Source organism: Gramella sp. Hel_I_59 (assembly GCF_006714895.1).
GTDB lineage: Bacteria > Bacteroidota > Bacteroidia > Flavobacteriales > Flavobacteriaceae > Christiangramia.
Map to the genome: position 1 here is coordinate 3303453 of NZ_VFME01000001.1, position 16573 is coordinate 3320025.

The 16573-nt window shown below is 39.0% G+C and carries 18 protein-coding genes; 5 read left to right on the forward strand and 13 right to left on the reverse strand.

The annotated features are described in order from the left end of the window. Positions 1-97: 97 nt before the first annotated feature. From JM79_RS15355 to mutY, 6 genes are all read right to left on the reverse strand, one after another. Positions 98-1423, reverse strand: a complete 1326-nt coding sequence (locus JM79_RS15355) for a RagB/SusD family nutrient uptake outer membrane protein (protein WP_260443463.1) — start codon at positions 1421-1423, stop codon at positions 98-100. 10 nt (positions 1424-1433) lie between these two features. Next, a complete protein-coding gene (locus JM79_RS15360; RefSeq protein ID WP_141879001.1) occupies positions 1434-1832 on the reverse strand; it encodes a hypothetical protein in 399 nt (132 codons plus the stop codon). Between the two features lie 278 nt (positions 1833-2110). Beyond that, positions 2111-2671 (reverse strand): gliding motility lipoprotein GldD, encoded by a 561-nt coding sequence (gene gldD / locus JM79_RS15365; protein WP_141879002.1) that lies wholly within the window; start codon positions 2669-2671, stop codon positions 2111-2113. Beyond that, positions 2668-3990, reverse strand: coding sequence for a gliding motility-associated protein GldE (locus JM79_RS15370; RefSeq protein ID WP_141879003.1), 1323 nt, complete (start codon positions 3988-3990; stop codon positions 2668-2670). Before JM79_RS15370 ends, gldD begins: the two co-directional genes overlap by 4 nt. A gap of 21 nt (positions 3991-4011) precedes the next feature. Next, positions 4012-4494: a single-stranded DNA-binding protein gene (ssb, locus tag JM79_RS15375; RefSeq protein ID WP_141879004.1), complete on the reverse strand. Its 483-nt coding sequence runs from the start codon at positions 4492-4494 to the stop codon at positions 4012-4014. Between the two features lie 109 nt (positions 4495-4603). Further along, a complete protein-coding gene (gene mutY / locus JM79_RS15380; protein ID WP_141879005.1) occupies positions 4604-5656 on the reverse strand; it encodes an A/G-specific adenine glycosylase in 1053 nt (350 codons plus the stop codon). A 140-nt stretch (positions 5657-5796) separates the two neighbouring features. On the opposite strand from mutY, the gene JM79_RS15385 reads away from it, so the two are divergent. The 5 genes from JM79_RS15385 to JM79_RS15405 all read left to right on the forward strand — a co-directional run bounded on the left by JM79_RS15385 (position 5797) and on the right by JM79_RS15405 (position 9350). Next, on the forward strand, positions 5797-6087 hold the full coding sequence (locus tag JM79_RS15385; RefSeq protein WP_026913962.1) for an HU family DNA-binding protein: 291 nt from the start codon (positions 5797-5799) through the stop codon (positions 6085-6087). Positions 6088-6408: 321 nt separating this feature from the next. Next, complete coding sequence (locus JM79_RS15390; RefSeq protein ID WP_141879263.1) at positions 6409-7947, forward strand: Rne/Rng family ribonuclease; 1539 nt, start codon at positions 6409-6411, stop codon at positions 7945-7947. Positions 7948-8100: 153 nt separating this feature from the next. Next, complete coding sequence (locus tag JM79_RS15395; protein WP_141879006.1) at positions 8101-8583, forward strand: ferritin-like domain-containing protein; 483 nt, start codon at positions 8101-8103, stop codon at positions 8581-8583. A 103-nt stretch (positions 8584-8686) separates the two neighbouring features. Next, entirely contained in the window at positions 8687-8887 is a 201-nt protein-coding gene (locus JM79_RS15400; protein WP_141879007.1) for a hypothetical protein, read from the forward strand. Next, positions 8877-9350 (forward strand): regulatory protein RecX, encoded by a 474-nt coding sequence (locus JM79_RS15405; protein ID WP_141879008.1) that lies wholly within the window; start codon positions 8877-8879, stop codon positions 9348-9350. The genes JM79_RS15400 and JM79_RS15405 overlap by 11 nt, the downstream gene beginning before the upstream one ends. On the opposite strand, the gene JM79_RS15410 is transcribed toward JM79_RS15405, so the two are convergent. From JM79_RS15410 to JM79_RS15440, 7 genes are all read right to left on the reverse strand, one after another. Further along, the gene (locus JM79_RS15410) at positions 9347-10210 is read right to left on the reverse strand and encodes a cupin-like domain-containing protein (RefSeq protein ID WP_141879009.1); all 864 of its coding nucleotides are present in this window, start codon (positions 10208-10210) and stop codon (positions 9347-9349) included. The genes JM79_RS15405 and JM79_RS15410 overlap by 4 nt on opposite strands. 11 nt (positions 10211-10221) lie before the next feature. Beyond that, complete coding sequence (locus JM79_RS15415; RefSeq protein ID WP_141879010.1) at positions 10222-11091, reverse strand: cupin-like domain-containing protein; 870 nt, start codon at positions 11089-11091, stop codon at positions 10222-10224. A gap of 14 nt (positions 11092-11105) precedes the next feature. After that, the gene (bioB, locus tag JM79_RS15420) at positions 11106-12197 is read right to left on the reverse strand and encodes a biotin synthase BioB (RefSeq protein WP_141879011.1); all 1092 of its coding nucleotides are present in this window, start codon (positions 12195-12197) and stop codon (positions 11106-11108) included. Between the two features lie 88 nt (positions 12198-12285). Beyond that, a complete protein-coding gene (locus JM79_RS15425; RefSeq protein ID WP_141879012.1) occupies positions 12286-13437 on the reverse strand; it encodes a beta-ketoacyl synthase N-terminal-like domain-containing protein in 1152 nt (383 codons plus the stop codon). A 61-nt stretch (positions 13438-13498) separates the two neighbouring features. Next, positions 13499-14791, reverse strand: a complete 1293-nt coding sequence (gene bioA, locus JM79_RS15430; RefSeq protein ID WP_141879013.1) for an adenosylmethionine--8-amino-7-oxononanoate transaminase — start codon at positions 14789-14791, stop codon at positions 13499-13501. Next, positions 14779-15402 (reverse strand): dethiobiotin synthase, encoded by a 624-nt coding sequence (bioD, locus tag JM79_RS15435; protein ID WP_141879014.1) that lies wholly within the window; start codon positions 15400-15402, stop codon positions 14779-14781. Before bioD ends, bioA begins: the two co-directional genes overlap by 13 nt. Beyond that, a complete protein-coding gene (locus JM79_RS15440) occupies positions 15402-16559 on the reverse strand; it encodes a pyridoxal phosphate-dependent aminotransferase family protein (RefSeq protein WP_141879015.1) in 1158 nt (385 codons plus the stop codon). The genes bioD and JM79_RS15440 overlap by 1 nt, the downstream gene beginning before the upstream one ends. Positions 16560-16573 lie beyond the last annotated feature (14 nt).

A 16573-nucleotide genomic window follows, 5' to 3' on the forward strand; every position in this document is an offset into this window, starting at 1 on the left:
TAAAATTTTAGTCCGGCGAAGATAATTTTTAAATCTTATGAAAGCATAAAAAAACCATCCCGCAGTACGGGATGGTCTATATCTAAAATCAGCAATATTATTGATTTTCTGTAAGCGGAATTGGAAATTGCTCAAATACATCATCCCCTTCCCTATCGGTAGGTAATTCATCCAAACGATCATACCTGCGCACATCCAGCCAGCGATGACCTTCAGCAAACAACGAATATCTTCTTTGCATTAGCATCTCATCAATAAGAGAAGCTTCAGAAGAATCACCATCATAATCATCCAGTCCTGCTGAATCCCTTATTAGATTCAAGGCTTCAACAGCTTCAGAAGGATTTTGATAAATATTTGCTTCAGCATAAAGAAGGATAAGCTCCTCATTTCTTATAATCGGGATCGCATCAATATTGGAAGTATACCTGAAAACCGCATAATCTCCTGTAAGAAAATCGAAAGTTAAGGGTTCACTTCGCTGGGCAACTTTATTGAGTCGCTCATCTCCATCCTCAGCATCGGTTACGAAGTCTGGCTGCACGATCCTTGCTCCGGCTGTTGTCGCCTCTACAGGAAAGAACAATGGATTGAGGATATCTGTTTGATCTGCACTAAAGTTGTAGTAAATACCCTCATCAAGCATGGAAGCATCCAATGTGAGAAAACTATCGTCCAGGTAATCCAGTACCGCAGGAAAATCTTCCTGGTAGGCAGCTACTCTTGCTGCAATCGCTTTGTTTGCTTCTAAGAATGAGTCAGGAGTACTGAAACCTGAAAAGCCAGAAGTAAGTGTAAATGGATAGGAATCGCCTCCATTTTGCAGATCTCCTGCCGCCTCATCAAGTAATGCTCTAATCGCAGTAAGCGCCGCATCATACCCTAGGAATTCTCCAAGATTATTTTCATCGCTCGCTTCTAGTCGAACACCGTTTTGATACGTAAGATTTAAGTTAAGCAACAATTCGTGCGCTTTGACAGTCTTTAAAAAACCTTTAGTAGCGCTAATTTCAGCGTCTGAAAATTGAGCTGAAACATCCTGTCCATCAATAAACTCAAGGATTAGATTTACATTCTTTACGGTACGATATCTTGCCGCCCATGGATTAGTGATGTAAAAAGTATTATTGTCAAGTACAGCATTTTCCTTTCCTAAAAGATCTGCAGTAAACCGTGGATCTGAACTTGAAAATCTCCAGTATTCACGGCCTATCACGCCAAGATCATCATAATAAGTCCCGAGGCTTACGCGCATACTGTAAAGCACACCACCAACTAGATCCTGAAGATCTCCTCTGGTTAGATTGTCACGGAAAGCATCTACTTCCGGATTATTAAGGTCTGAAAACTCTTCAACATCGCAAGCCTGAAAACCGCTAATTAAAAAGAAGAGTATGAATATTTTAGTTAATGTATTTTTCATCATCTACGTATTAAAAATTAACTGCTAAGTGAAAAAGAAATCTTTTCGAAGAAGGGAATGGAGTTACATCAACCCCGGTAAAGATTCCGTTAGCTCCAAAATTGGATACTTCAGGATCATAACTGTTATAATCAAAAATGTTGATAAGGTTAGTTCCCGAGAATCCAAGTTTGATATTATCTATAGTACCGTTCAGGAAATCGTCATAAACTTCCGTAGGAATATTATAGTATAAACCAAGCTCACGCATTCTCAAATAAGAAGCATCTTCTACAAAAACCTCAGCAGATGATCCTAACTGACTCACCCTGTAAGGTCCGTTTCCAACCTGACCGTCTGGATCAAGATCTACAGTATCATAATCGTGACTTGTTCCATTAAGGTCGGTTAACAAGGTCGTAAGATTCACATTCTCACCACCGTTCTTCCATTGCCATACAAAGGAAAGGTCGAAGTTTTTATAGATTAGTTTAGAGTTAAAACGAAGATACTACCTCACCAGTGGCTTCGTTAATTGACTTACCCTCCAGTACTTCCTGTGCATATATAATTGTTAGAGTAAGCAGAAAGAGAATTAACCTGAGAGATACCAAATAAAATTGCCTCATGATTCATGTTTACGTTGACGATGTAAGCTATTTTTAACTATATAATTAGGGTTTTACCAAATGAAGTCTTAATAAAATATCAATTCCATTGAAGGCTTTCCATTAAATGTCTGATATCCTGTTTAAGGTAATCAGCAGCAGGAATAATGGAATCATAATTTGGCAAACTATTGAAGTATACAGAACCGGTAATAAAATGATCTGTACTATCTGTTAGATAAAACTGTGCCTGGGAGGCGGCGTCCCCTTCAACTTCATATAACATTCCGTAGGTTTTATGCAGGTCGTTGGTATACACATCCCCTTCTATGGCATCTGCTTTTACAGTATGTTGTAATGGTAGTTTCTGGGCATCTGTAAGTAAAGAATCCAGATTATCGCGAACAGGCTGATATGTAAGAAAAATCACCCCATTCATAGCATCATAATTAATGTTGACCCAGCACGGAATCTTATTTCTTGAAGGCGAAATTCTAGCCTCAGTATTTTTCTCAAATCTGTACGGGCAACCAATATCACCCTGTTCATAGTGTGCTTCGGGATATTCCAGCGCCAGGAAAGCTTTTGGCTTTGGTTGTACCTCGTCCTGACAGGATCCAAATGTAAAAAGGAGACCTACTATAAAGACCAGTTTTCTCATACAGGAGCAATGTTCAGCTTGATTTGCTTAATCCTTTTATCGTCGATCACTTCAATTGAAAACGTATAATTCAGAAATATGATGTCGTCATTTTTCTTCGGAAAACCTCCGGAGATCTCAAGTAAGAATCCAGCCAAAGTATCTGCCTCTCCTTTTTGATCTTCGAAAACCGTAGGATCTTCGATCCTGGTAATCTTATAGAAATCCTTAAGCGGAGTCTTCCCTTCAAAAACGAAGTTGTTTTCATCAAGTTTTGAATAGATCAGATCTTCATCATCAAATTCATCGCTAATATCACCAACGATCTCTTCTATAATATCTTCCAGGGAAATAAGTCCGCTGGTTCCCCCATACTCATCCACAACAATGGCAAGGTGATTCTTCTTATTTTTAAAATCATTCAAAAGATCATCCAGTTTTTTATTCTCCGGAACAAAATAAGGTTCACGAAGCAAACTAGTCCAGACGAATTTCCTGTCATTTAAATAAGGTAACAGATCTTTGATATACAGAATTCCAATAACATTATCTACATTTTCTCGAAAGACCGGAATCCTGGAATAACCGTTTTCAATGATCTCAGGAATTATTTCGTCGTAGGGACTATCTTCATTTAGTGCGAAAATGTCCATTCTGGGACGCATCACCTGCTTAGTATCTGTATTTCCAAAGCTGACGATCCCTTGCAGGATTTTCTGTTCTTCCCGTGTTGTATCTTCTTCGCTGGTAAGTTCCAGCGCTTGAGAAAGGTGATCTATACTTATAAAAGAGCGTTGTTTCCCGAATTTATCGTGAAAATAGAGGGTAACAGCTCGCATTGGAGTACTTAAAGGAGAAAAGAGCGTATCCAGAACATTGATAGGATAAGCCATAAAATTGGAGAATTGCACCTTGTTTCTACTGGCATATACCTTCGGAAGAATCTCTCCAAATAACAATATCAGGAATGTTACTAGACCTACTTCAAATATAAATCGCAGATCAATGCCAAAATACGTGGTGTTCATCCTTCCGAAGATATCATCGGTAAGACTATCGAAGAGCAGAACAATGGCGATATTAATGAAATTATTAGCTACAAGAATAGTAGCCAGTAATTTTTTAGGTTTTTCAAGAAGACTGATGACTATATTCTGTGTCTTTGATCTTTTCCCATCTTCAGTAATGAAATTCGCGGGAGTAAGTGAAAAGAATGCTACTTCTGCTCCAGAGATCATCGCAGAACATAATAATAGCACGAATAAGGTTATCAGGCTGATAAGCTGGGTAATTCCCATTGAGGCTAGAAACAAAAGCAAACTGGGAGGTTCCGAATCCAAAGGCTGAAATTTTAGTTAAACTTAGAAGGGTAAATCGTCCTCTTCTTCTGTCTGGTTATAAGGTTCATTTCTACTTCCGGGACTTTGTGTCGCTGGTTGTTGCTGCTGCGCAGGTCTATTCTGACTCATTTGCTGATTTCCAGTAGATGGCTCTGCAGAACTTTCATTTTTAGGAGTCAGGAATGTAAATTCTGTACAATGAATTTCTGTAGAATATCGCTCGCTTCCAGAATCATCCTGCCATTTACGGGTCTTTATACGACCTTCGATATAAACCTTGTCTCCTTTTTTCAGGTATTTTTCACAGATCTCTGCAGCTTTATTCCTAACTACTACGTTGTGCCATTCAGTATTGGTCACTCGCTCACCAGTTGTTTTGTTGGTATAGCTTTCGTTAGTAGCGATTGGGAAACGCCCCAACGATCCACCACCTTCAAAATAATGCATTTTCACGTCATCTCCTGTATGTCCAATCAACATTACCTTGTTCAATGTACCTGTCATTTCAGTATAATTTTAAAGCCAATAAAGGCTTAGTAAGACTAAATTTATTCTAAAATACTAATTTTTTTTCGCCACAAAGGCAAAAACGAGCAAAGATATAAACAAGCATCTATTTATAATCCTCCGGAAGGAAATCATTTAAAAAATTTTCTATAAGTACCGGAACTGGATAATCCTTCAGCTTATTGAAATTGATGGATTCAAGGCTTTCAGCATCAATATTCACGGTCCAGAAGGTCGTATGTAAATGTTGATGAGATAGTTTATGAATAACCTCCTTCTCATTATATATATGTAGCTCAAAATTTTGATCACCTACGAGTTCCTGAAAATTCTCTGTATCTATAAGCTCTGCTTCACCAACTGGTTTATTCGTCTCTACCAGCGGAAATTGATAAAGTCCGGACCAGATGCCCTTTCCTGTTCGTTCTTCCAGAATGGTCTGCTCATCCCTGAATTGAGGAACTATATAATTAAAGTATCGATGCCTGATCTTTGATTTCTTAATCTTTATAGGCAGTTCCTTAATTTGGTCATTCTTCAAAGCCATGCAAACATCATTAAAAGGACAGGTCTCACAAAGAGGGTTTTGAGGCTTGCATTGAATGGCGCCAAACTCCATGATCGCCTGGTTGAAGGTAGCCGGATCGTTATGATCTATAAGCTCCTGTGCCAATGCTTTAAATTCTTTGATTCCCGGAGTACTATTAATAGGAGTGTCTACTCCAAAAACTCTGGATAAAACCCGGTAAACATTCCCATCTACGACGGCAACCGGTTCGTTGAAACAAAAGGAAGCGATGGCGCTTGCTGTATAATCACCAACACCTTTTAAGGTCTTAAGCTCTTTATAATGATCTGGAAAATTCCCGTCAAGTTCTTTAGAAACCCTGATAGCTGTGGTGTGCAGGTTTCTCGCTCTTGAATAATAACCCAATCCCTGCCATAGTTTTAACACCTCCTGTTCCGGTGCATTGGCCAGGGAATGAACATTAGGATATACTTCAGTAAAACGTAGGTAGTAAGGCAAACCCTGTTCCACCCGTGTTTGTTGCATTATTATTTCGCTAAGCCAGATTTTATAAGGATCCTGAGTAGATCTCCAAGGTAAGTCGCGTTTGTTTTGCAAATACCATTGCTTCAGTCTTTTGGAAAAAACCATAGTAATTTATGAATCTCCGCAATAATAGAGGTTTATTCCGTTATTATTAGTGAATTAGGTTTGAAATATTGCAGATTTAATTCTTATATTTGCCCCCTTGAAAAATTGAACCCCAATAATTAAATTTAAATAGCACGAAAATGACGAAAGCAGATATTGTAGCAAACATTTCAGAAAAACTGGGAATGGAAAAGGCAGACGTACAAGCTACTATAGAATCTTTTATGGATGAGGTTAAAACTTCGCTAGAAAGTGGAGATAACGTTTATCTTCGTGGTTTTGGAAGTTTTGTTGTAAAGACCAGAGCTGAAAAAACTGGAAGAAACATTTCCAAGAACACGACCATTAAAATTCCTGCTCACAACATTCCTGCATTTAAACCTGCAAAGATTTTTGTAGAAGGAGTTAAATCAAATGTTGAGGTAAAGTAAATTGAAATACCGGACGACCCGGTCTTTCCAAGAAATAAGTATTAATTTAAATGACATTGCACTATGCCAAGTGGTAAAAAAAGAAAAAGACATAAGGTGGCTACGCACAAGCGTAAGAAGAGAAGAAGAGCTAATCGCCACAAGAAAAAGTAGTGTGACAACTACTTTTTTTATTTAATTACAATCGTTCTTTGAAATTGAAACCTTCAGCAAACGAGTTTTGCTAAAAAGGTTTCTTCAGGATTCAAAACCTGTGAAAAAATAATGTTTAATCCATCTATGTCTGTAATTATTACAGGTATGGATATAAAATCTGGAAGTGTGGACAAAGAATTAATTATCCGGTCCGAACCTTCTGCTGTAGATTTTGCCTTATTAAAAGATGGAAAACTTATTGAACTTAACAAAGAGGAGGACAGCACCAAATTCAATGTTGGAGATATTTATATTGCCAAGATTCGAAAAGCTGTTCCTGGGTTAAATGCCGCATTTGTAAATGTTGGCTATGAGAAAGATGGTTTTTTACACTATCATGATCTGGGACCTCAGATCTCTTCTTTGGTAAAGTTCATCAAACGTGTAAGCACAGGTAAACTAAAAGATTATTCTTTAAAGAATTTTTCTATTGAAAAGGATATAGACAAAAACGGCTCTATTGCCGATGTTCTAAAATCCAATCAATCGCTACTGGTTCAAATAGTTAAGGAACCTATCTCCACCAAAGGCCCCAGGATTAGCTCAGAGCTATCCCTGCCAGGGCGTTATATCGTTCTCGTACCTTTTTCAAACAGGGTTTCAGTTTCTCAAAAAATTGAAAGCAAAGAAGAAAAGGAACGTTTAAAGAGACTGGTAAAAAGCATCAAACCTAAAGGATTTGGTGTAATTGTTAGAACCGTAGCTGAAGGCAAGAAAGTAGCAGAACTGGACAGAGACCTACAGAATTTGGTTGGTCGCTGGACAGGAATGTGTAAAAAATTGTATAAACCTCATCACCCGTCGAAAGTACTGGGAGAATTGAACAGAGCCTCTTCATTGTTAAGAGATATATTCAATGATTCGTTTACTTCCATTTGCGTGGATGATGAAACACTTTATACGCAAATCAAAGATTATGTGAGCGAAATCGCTCCAGAAAAAGAATCAATCGTAAAGTTGCATCAATCCAATCAACCCATTTTCGAAAAACACGGTATCGAGAGACAAATAAAAACTTCCTTTGGGCGCACCGTATCTATGAGTAAAGGCGCCTATCTGGTAATAGAACATACTGAAGCTATGCACGTCGTTGACGTAAACTCCGGTAACCGTTCCAATAAATCCAAAAACCAGGAAGACACTGCGTTAGAGGTTAACATGATAAGTGCCACAGAAATTGCCCGGCAGTTACGCTTGCGTGACATGGGTGGTATCATTGTAGTGGACTTTATAGACATGAACAAAGCCGAAAACAGGAAGAAACTCTACGATCACCTGCGTAACGAAATGAGTGATGACCGTGCTAAGCACAAGATTCTACCTCCGAGTAAATTCGGATTGATACAAATTACCAGACAACGCGTAAGGCCTGAAATGAATATCAAGACCCGTGAGGATAATCCAAACGGAAACGGCGAGATCGAAGCACCAATTAGTTTGGTGAATAAGATCAAAGTCGATCTTGAAAAGCTTATTAAGAAAGATCATAAAAAGATCACCCTTAGCGCACATCCCTTTATTGCAGCCTTTTTAACAAAAGGCTTTCCATCTCCCCGCTCCAAGTGGTTTGTTGACCACAAAAGGTGGGTGAAAATTTTACCTCGCGATGCTTACACGTATTTAGAGTACCACTTTCACGATAATGACGGGAAAGTGATCCAATAACAAGAACGCCTTTCAAGCAATTGGAAGGCGTTTTTTTATGCCCTATTCTGAAATTGCCAATTGGCATTTGAGCAACAATTCTTTGGCATTGGTTTAACTACAGACATTTATTCTTCCGCTTAATTTTATGGTATTAACCATTTAAAATTAATCATGAAAAATTTAAAAGATTTATTCGAACACCAACTGAAGGATCTCTACAGTGCAGAAAGCCAATTATTAAAAGCTCTTCCTAAGATGGCTGAAAATGCTACCGATGCTAAGCTAAAGAAAGCATTTGAAGCGCACCTGGAAGAAACCAAGGAACACCAACAACGCCTGGAAGAAGTTTGCAAGGAACTGGAAATTAAACCAACCGGAGAAACCTGCAAAGCCATGAAAGGACTTATTGCTGAAGCTGAAGCATTCCTAAAGGAAGATGCAGAAAAAGAGGTGCGTGATGCCGGTCTAATTGCAGATGCTCAAAGAGTAGAGCATTACGAGATCTCCGGATATGGAACTGTAGTTCGTTACGCCAAAGAACTGGGTTACGATAGCATCGCAAAAAAACTACAAAAAACCCTTGATGAAGAATATACAGCAGACGAGAAACTAGACAAGCTAGCAGAAGGCCGACTGAACAAAAAAGCCAAATAGTACAATCAGATAATAATTTAAGAACCTTCCTTCCAGGAAGGTTTATTTATGTTTGAACTTCTAATTTTTCAGCAATTAGAATTCAAAATTCTATATTTGAAAAATGAGGAAATTTCCACTTCTTGTAAGTAGTATAACCCTAATCCTGGGATTCACTTTTTACGGCGAAATAATCACATTCAGCCTATATGATACCTACTATTTGATCCCTGCGGAAGTTGCACTATTTTCAATCTGGTTATTGATCACGATCATTTACTGGGCGTTTCAATTGAAAAGATACTTATCCCGAAATGAAGCATAAATTCAAATCTTATAGTGTAGAGGAAGCTTTACAGAAGCTGATGCATTTCTGCGCTTACAGAGATCGCTCTCAGAAGGAAGTAGAAGATAAATTGAATGAAATGCATATGATCGACGCCGCGAAGGAAAAGATCATCATAGAACTCATGCAAGAAGGTTTTCTAAATGAAGAACGTTTTGCCAGAAGCTTTGTTAGAGGGAAATTCAGAATAAAAAAATGGGGGCGTATTAAGATCACCCAGGAATTGAAGAAAAGAGGAATTTCCTCACCTATTATTAAAATGGGACTCACCGAAATCAAAGAATCTGATTATCGGTCAACGCTTTTCGAACTTGCTGAAAAGAAACTTGAGAAGATCAACGAACCAAATGAATACAAGAGAAAAGGTAAGCTGGCAGATCATCTAATGCGCAAAGGCTATGAGTCTTCCCTTGTTTTTGACTCTATTCAGGAAATACTTTAGTCGATCTTATTTTTGCTGTGCGTATTCCTGATAGCCTGCTCATTCTTGTAATCGATCCATTTTTGTCCGCGTAGTTTTCGCATATAATTATCAAAATGCCTCATAAAAACAAGGTTATATATAGCCTTGGAAAAATTGGTAAGAGTTCTTGGAGTGGCCCGTAAGCTCATGGAAAAACCGGCAGTGAGATAGGTCATATGATGCCAGTAACCTTCAGGCATATACAAAGTCTCTCCGTGTTTAAGTTCTGTAACGAAGCCTGTGGCTTCCTTAAGCGCAGGAAATTTGTCATAATCCGGATTCGTAAAATCTATATCCTCACGGCTTATTAAAGCATGTGGTACCTTGTATAGATATTTACTTTCAGAAGGTGGAAATAAGATACAACGCTTTTTTCCGTGGAAATGAAAATGAAGAATATTCGCATAGTCTATGTCATAATGCATAAATACTTTACTATTCTCTCCTCCAAAGAAAAGCATGGGTAATTGCTTTAAAAAACGAAGACCCATATCCGGAAATTTGAAATCATCTTGAAGCGCAGGAACTTCCTTCATCAAATGATAGAGAAAAATTCGGTAATTAGTAGGTTCAGACTTTAGAAGATCTACATAATCCCGCATTTTCATTTTTGTATGCGGCTCGTTGAATTTAAATTCTGAACTAATTGGGCGATCATCATACAGAGGCACTTCCTTGTTCCCGGCAATATCACTTATATATTGCAGATTCCATCTCTCGAAAGCAGGCCAATCCTCGATCAAACGTTCGATAACTACTGGCTTTTGCGGTCGAACATAGTCTCGCACAAAATCTGCTTTTGAAATGGTCTTAACCTTCGGTATGTTCTCAAGTCTCATAAATTCGTTCTTCAATTAATACCAGCATAGCGATGCGTACGCTCAATTGCCTTGCGGTTTTTGTAGTCTATCCATTTCTGACCCTTCAATTTACGCATCAAATTATCATAATTCCGCATAAATAAAAGATTAGATATAACCTCTCCCAGATCTGATGGTTTCGTTGGCAGCGATCTAAGCGTAAGCGAAAGGCTTGGGGTTTCATATTTCACCCAATGCCACCAGTGACTGGGAATATACAGAGCGTCTCCGTGTTCTAAAGTACATTCAAAACCTCTGGCTTTTGCTAACGCAGGATATTTTTGTAGGTCTGGATCATCCATATCAATAATCTCCATACTCACTATTGAATAAGGCACCTTGTATAAAAAGCCTGTTTGATCTGGCGGATACAGGATAAAACGCTTTCTGCCCGCAAAATTGAAATGAAAATTATTAGCCAGATCCATGTCGTAATGCATGACGACTTTAGAACCTTCTCCTCCAACAAATAACACGGGAAGCTTCTTAAAAAACTTGATTCCTAATTCCGGATACTTAAAGTCATCAATAAGATCCGGGCAGTTTTGAAGTAAATTGAAGAAGAACATTCTAAGATCTGTAGGACCATTCTCCAGGATTTCTATATAATCTTTGAAAGGTATTTTTTGAGCAGGACCATGAGAATTAGAACGACCGCTGGCAGGTTTGCCATCATATAAAGGTACCACAACCTCTCCGGCTTTTTCTTTGAAATAATCGAAATTCCACTTCTTACGAGCAGGCCAATTCTGGCTAAGGTCTTCAATAATAACCGGTCTTCTGGGTTCAAAATATTCCCGGAGAAAATCTTCTTTTGAAAGATTGCTTCGCCTGGGAATATTTTGGAGATCCAGTTTCAATAGATATTCGTTAATTAAACCTTCGTTTTTGCCTTTTGCTGAGCTTCAAGGTTTCGCTCGATCTTATGTCCTGGTCGGGACCATTTTGGTTTTTCGTTCTGACTCTGAAATTGAGAATTTTCAGCAGTAACACTTTCAGGCTGAGATTTCTTAACGAAAGGCTTTTGCGGATTTAAACCAAGCATTTTAAACATTTCCATATCCTCATTTACATCAGGATTTGGAGTTGTAAGCAATTTATCTCCGGCAAAAATGGAATTTGCTCCGGCAAAGAAGCACATTGCCTGTCCCTCTCTACTCATTTGAGTTCTCCCCGCAGAAAGTCTAACCTGTGTTTCAGGCATTACGATCCTGGTGGTTGCAACCATCCTGATCATATCCCAGATTGGTACTGGCTCCTGTTCTTCCATGGGTGTTCCTTCTACAGGAACAAGCGCATTGATTGGAACAGATTCCGGCTGTGGATTAAGAGTCGCCAGCGCAACCAGCATTCCTGCACGGTCGGCAGGACTTTCTCCCATTCCTATGATTCCTCCACTACAAACTGTCACATTTGTTTTACGAACATTATCGATCGTAGCAAGTCTATCATCAAAACCACGGGTAGAAATTACTTCTTTATAGTAATCTTCAGATGTATCTAAATTATGATTGTAAGCATAAAGTCCGGCTTCTGCCAGTCTTGCTGCCTGGTTTTCAGTAAGCATTCCCAGCGTACAGCAAACCTCCATATCAAGTTTATTGATACTTCTTACCATTTCCAGAACATTGTCGAACTCTTCCCCATCCTTTACATTTCTCCAGGCTGCACCCATACAAACCCTGGAACTTCCAGAAGCTTTTGCGCGTAACGCCTGAGCTTTCACCTGGTTTACACTCATAAGGTCGTTCCCTTCAAGATCTGTATGATAACGGGCCGCCTGTGGACAGTATCCGCAATCTTCAGGACAACCACCGGTCTTTATAGAAAGTAAGGTTGAAACCTGTACTGTATTTGGATCATGATGCTCGCGGTGAATGCTTGCAGCTTCGTAAAGCAGATCCATAAATGGTTTGTTATATATATCGAGGATCTCTTCCTTCGTCCAGTCGTGTTTAAGTGCCATGTAATTCGATTTGTATTCAAAAATAAAGAAAACTAAGCTTTAAAGGGTAAAGCTGCTATAAGTTTTATGAACGCGATTCCTAACAATATTAATTTGCCGAAATAAGCAGGGAAACTGCATTCCCACCAAAACCGACCGAATTCACCAGAATGTTTTTTAATTGCCTGGGTTTCTTCTGAAATTTTGAAAAGGGAACAGTTATAAATTGCTGATGCTGAATCATTAATATCGCCATTTGTATATTCAGAATTCCGGAAGTTGCAAAACTATGACCAGTCTTCCATTTATTGGAGGTTATTGCTGGTTGATCATCGCCAAAGATTGCGTTCACTGCATTTACTTCAGCCAGATCTCCACCAATGGTTCCCGGAGCATGCATAACAATCGCATCAATTTCTTCGGAAGTGTCTTTAATTGCCATTTTCATACTCTTCTGTAGACAGAAACCTTCCCGCGATAATGAAGCTCCGTGCTTTAATTCTTCATTAGCATACCCAATACCGCGAATAACAGCTTGCGATTTTGCTGAAGGGTTCTTGCTTAAAGACAATAATCCTGCAGCTTCACTCAGGATCATGCTGTTCTTTTGCTTCTCCATGTTTAGCGATTTACATGGATATTCATCATCACTTTGTGCATAGATCTTCATTGCCTCCATTTGTGCAAGCGTAAAACCTGTAAGTGGTGCTTCGCTACCGCCGGCAATAAAGTTGTCTCGCATTCCACTTTCCAGCCAGGCAATCGCATTCAAAATAGAATGCATTCCTGTAGAACAGGTAATACTATGAGAAAACTCCGGACCCTCCAGTTGCAGATCCTGCGCCGTCCAGGACGAAATATTTCCCAAAGTGGTAGTTGGAGAACTATAGGTAGATGCTTTTCCAGTCTCTAAAAATTCTTTATGATACTTTTCAAAAAGTTCTGTTGCGCCACGGCTGCTTCCAATGTTCAAGCCGGAATTGCTATTGTTATAACCCGGTTCATCTTGGAGTCTTCGACCGGTGAGAATTGCCATTAAAACCGAACGGTCCAGATGGCGATACCTGGAGTCTTCCTGCTGAAGCTCCATTAATTGATTGTCTAGATCTTTGGGTATTTCTCCTACCCACCAGGATTTTTCAGTAGTTGTTCTTCTACTAAAGTGATGGGAGTCCTGGAGATAATTATTCCAGATCTCTTCCGCAGTACTTCCTAATGGAGAAATACTGGCGATCGCGTCTATGGAAATTGGATTTTTCAAGGACTTATTTTAAAGCAAAAATAGTATTGATAGTTCTTTTGATAGCTCATCAGGCGTTAATTTACGCCTGAAATTGATCTATACATTCCTGAAGTAATTTGTAAATCGATTTCATCTGCTCTTCAGAAGTAACATAAGGCGGCACGATATAGATCGTATTCCCAAGCGGACGTAAAAACAACCCATTATCCATAAAAAACCTGAAAAGCTTATTTCTCAAATTCCCATAACGCTCCATTTCTACATCAAGTTCAAAAGCAAGGATCACTCCCATAGAGCGAGCATTGAGAACTTGTTGGTTTTGCTCCAATTCAAGAACGAACTTCTTGTTTTTTTCTGAAATTCTTTGAATGTTCTGCTGGATTTCCTCGGAAGTCAATAATTCTATTCCTGCCAGGGCCGCTGTACACGCAAGTGGATTCGCGGTATAGGTATGCCCGTGAAAAAGACCTTTCGCAATTTCATCTGAATAGAAAGCATCATATACTTTTTGATTACAAGAGGTTAGTCCCATTGGCAGCAAGCCTGCCGTTAGAGCTTTGGACATGCAGATCACATCTGGCTTTTCCTCTATATGATCTGAAGCAAAATAAGTTCCGGTTTTCCCGAAACCGGTCATCACCTCATCTGCTACCAGAAGAACTTCATGTTGACGGCAAAGTTTTAATATTGCATTCAATCCTTCAGCATCGTGGAACTTCATAGCTGCAGCGCCCTGAATTAGAGGTTCGTATATAAATCCGGCGATATTTTCCTTGCTAAGTATAGATTCTAATTGATCAAGAATTGCCTTATTGTTCGTCCCATTCGGAACCGGAATACGTTCTACGCGTATAAAATGATCTTCAAAAGCTCCATTATAAACTGAAAGTCCGGAGACTGACATTGCGCCAAAAGTATCTCCATGGAATCCATTTTCAAAAGCCAGCATTACTTTTCGATCATTTCCAAGGTTATGATGATACTGCAAAGCCATTTTGATCCCGATCTCGGTCGCTGTGGAGCCATTATCGTTGAAAAACAGTTTCTGCTGCCCTTCAGGTAATATTTTTATCAATGCTTCAGATAGCTCTATGGCAGGCTCATGTGTGAATCCGCTGAAAACCACCTGATCCAGATTCTGCATCTGCGCAGCGACTTTGTTTGTAATATAGGGATTGCAATGCCCATACACCGCAGTGTACCAGGATGAGATTCCGTCGATATACTCACTACCTTCATCATCAGTAAGTATAACGCCGCTCGCTTTTGAAATTGGCAGCATTTCTGCTGAAACTTTATGCTGTGTAAGCGGATGCCATAAATGTTTACTATCTCTTTCTTTAAGGCTTGAACTAATTTCTACTTCTTGCATAATTTCTCCTTCCATTTTTCAGCATATTCCAGTACTACATTTTTATCAAAGTACGGCTCCTGCTCTATTCTTCCCAGTACTTCAATACCGCTATGATCCAGGATCGCCTGTTCAGTACTTTGATGCTCATCTCCGCTAAAAATGATCTTAATATTTTCTATCCCTCGTGACTTAAGCATCTCAATACTTAACAAAGTATGATTTATACTTCCCAGATAATGCCTGGAAACCAGAATGACGTAATCATCTTTTTCAATTAGATCCAGAATTGTGCTTTTGTTATTTAAAGGCACAAGTAATCCACCAGCTCCTTCAATAACGAGATCGCGGTTGGTTTCAGGTCTTTTGATCTTTTTTAAATCGATCTTTACTGAATCAATTTCCGCAGCAGCATGCGGACTCATGGGACTATTCAAAGCATAGCTATTCTTATGAAAAGTCGTCCTGGAGTTACTAACCAAACGTTCCACCTTATGAGCATCTGAATTATCAAGATCACCTGCCTGTACAGGCTTCCAGTAATCGGCTTCCAGTGCTTCAGTGATCATTGCAGCTGCGATGCTCTTTCCAACATCTGTACTAATTCCGGTAATAAAATAATGAGCAGGCATTAATTCGATTTTTGCACAAAGTTAGCCAGCCTTTCCAAGACCTCCGAAATTTCTTGCTTCGAATTATAGGCATGTAGACAAAATCTTAATCTTTCCTGTCCCAAAGGAACCGTTGGCGATAATATGGGTTTTACCACAAAATCATTTTCCTGTAACTGCAAAGCAATCCACTTAACCCGATCATTTCCTGGCACGATGCAGCTTTGTATAGCAGAATCGCTGTTTATAAATCTTTTTGTAAGCGCGTTCCTATCAAGTTCAGCTTTAAAGAAATTGATGTTTCCGCGAAGCTTTGTAATATTCTCAACATCTAATTGTAGATTTTCATAAACTGCTATAAGTGTAGCAAGGGTATGTGGTGGTAGCGCAGTGGTATAAATAAAGCTCCTTGCAAAATTGATCAAATAATTTCTTAACTGTTCACCTCCCAGGATAGCAGCGCCATGGCTTCCAATTGCCTTCCCGAAGGTCTGGATTCTTGCAAATACATTTTCTTCGATTCCTAGTTGCTGCACCAAACCAACACCATTATCTCCAAATACGCCGGTAGCATGAGCTTCGTCTATAATCAGCAAGGCATTATACTGCCTGGAAAGTCTAGTTATTCCCTCAAGATCTGGAATATCACCGTCCATGGAGAACACAGATTCGGTCACTATATAAACCTGAAAATCATTCGAAGAAGTATCGGATTTTCGCAGTTTTGATTCCAGATTTTCAAGACTGTTATGAGAAAATTTATAAGATTTCGCCAGGCTCATTCTAATACCATCCCGGATAGACGCATGACTTAACTCATCATAAAATATGATATCACCTTTTTGCGGTACTGCGGAAAAAAAACCAAGATTAGCATCGTAACCGGAATTAAAGATTAGAGCAGATTCAGCGTTATGAAATTCAGCAATCATCTTTTCAGCTTTACTGAATAATGGATGATTACCCGAAAGAAGTCTGGAACCGGTAGCTCCATTTTGATAAGCTTGCGCTTCCATTATCTCCGAAGTTCTATTTCTAACTACTTCCGAAGAAGAAAAACCAAGATAATCATTAGAAAAAAAATCTACTCCTTTAATTTCTGAAGGAAGACTTCTAAAGGAATTATCATGTTTCCTTTTCTCAAGTCTTTTCTCTAATTTTAATGGAAGCTTTTGCATATGGCAAACTTAAG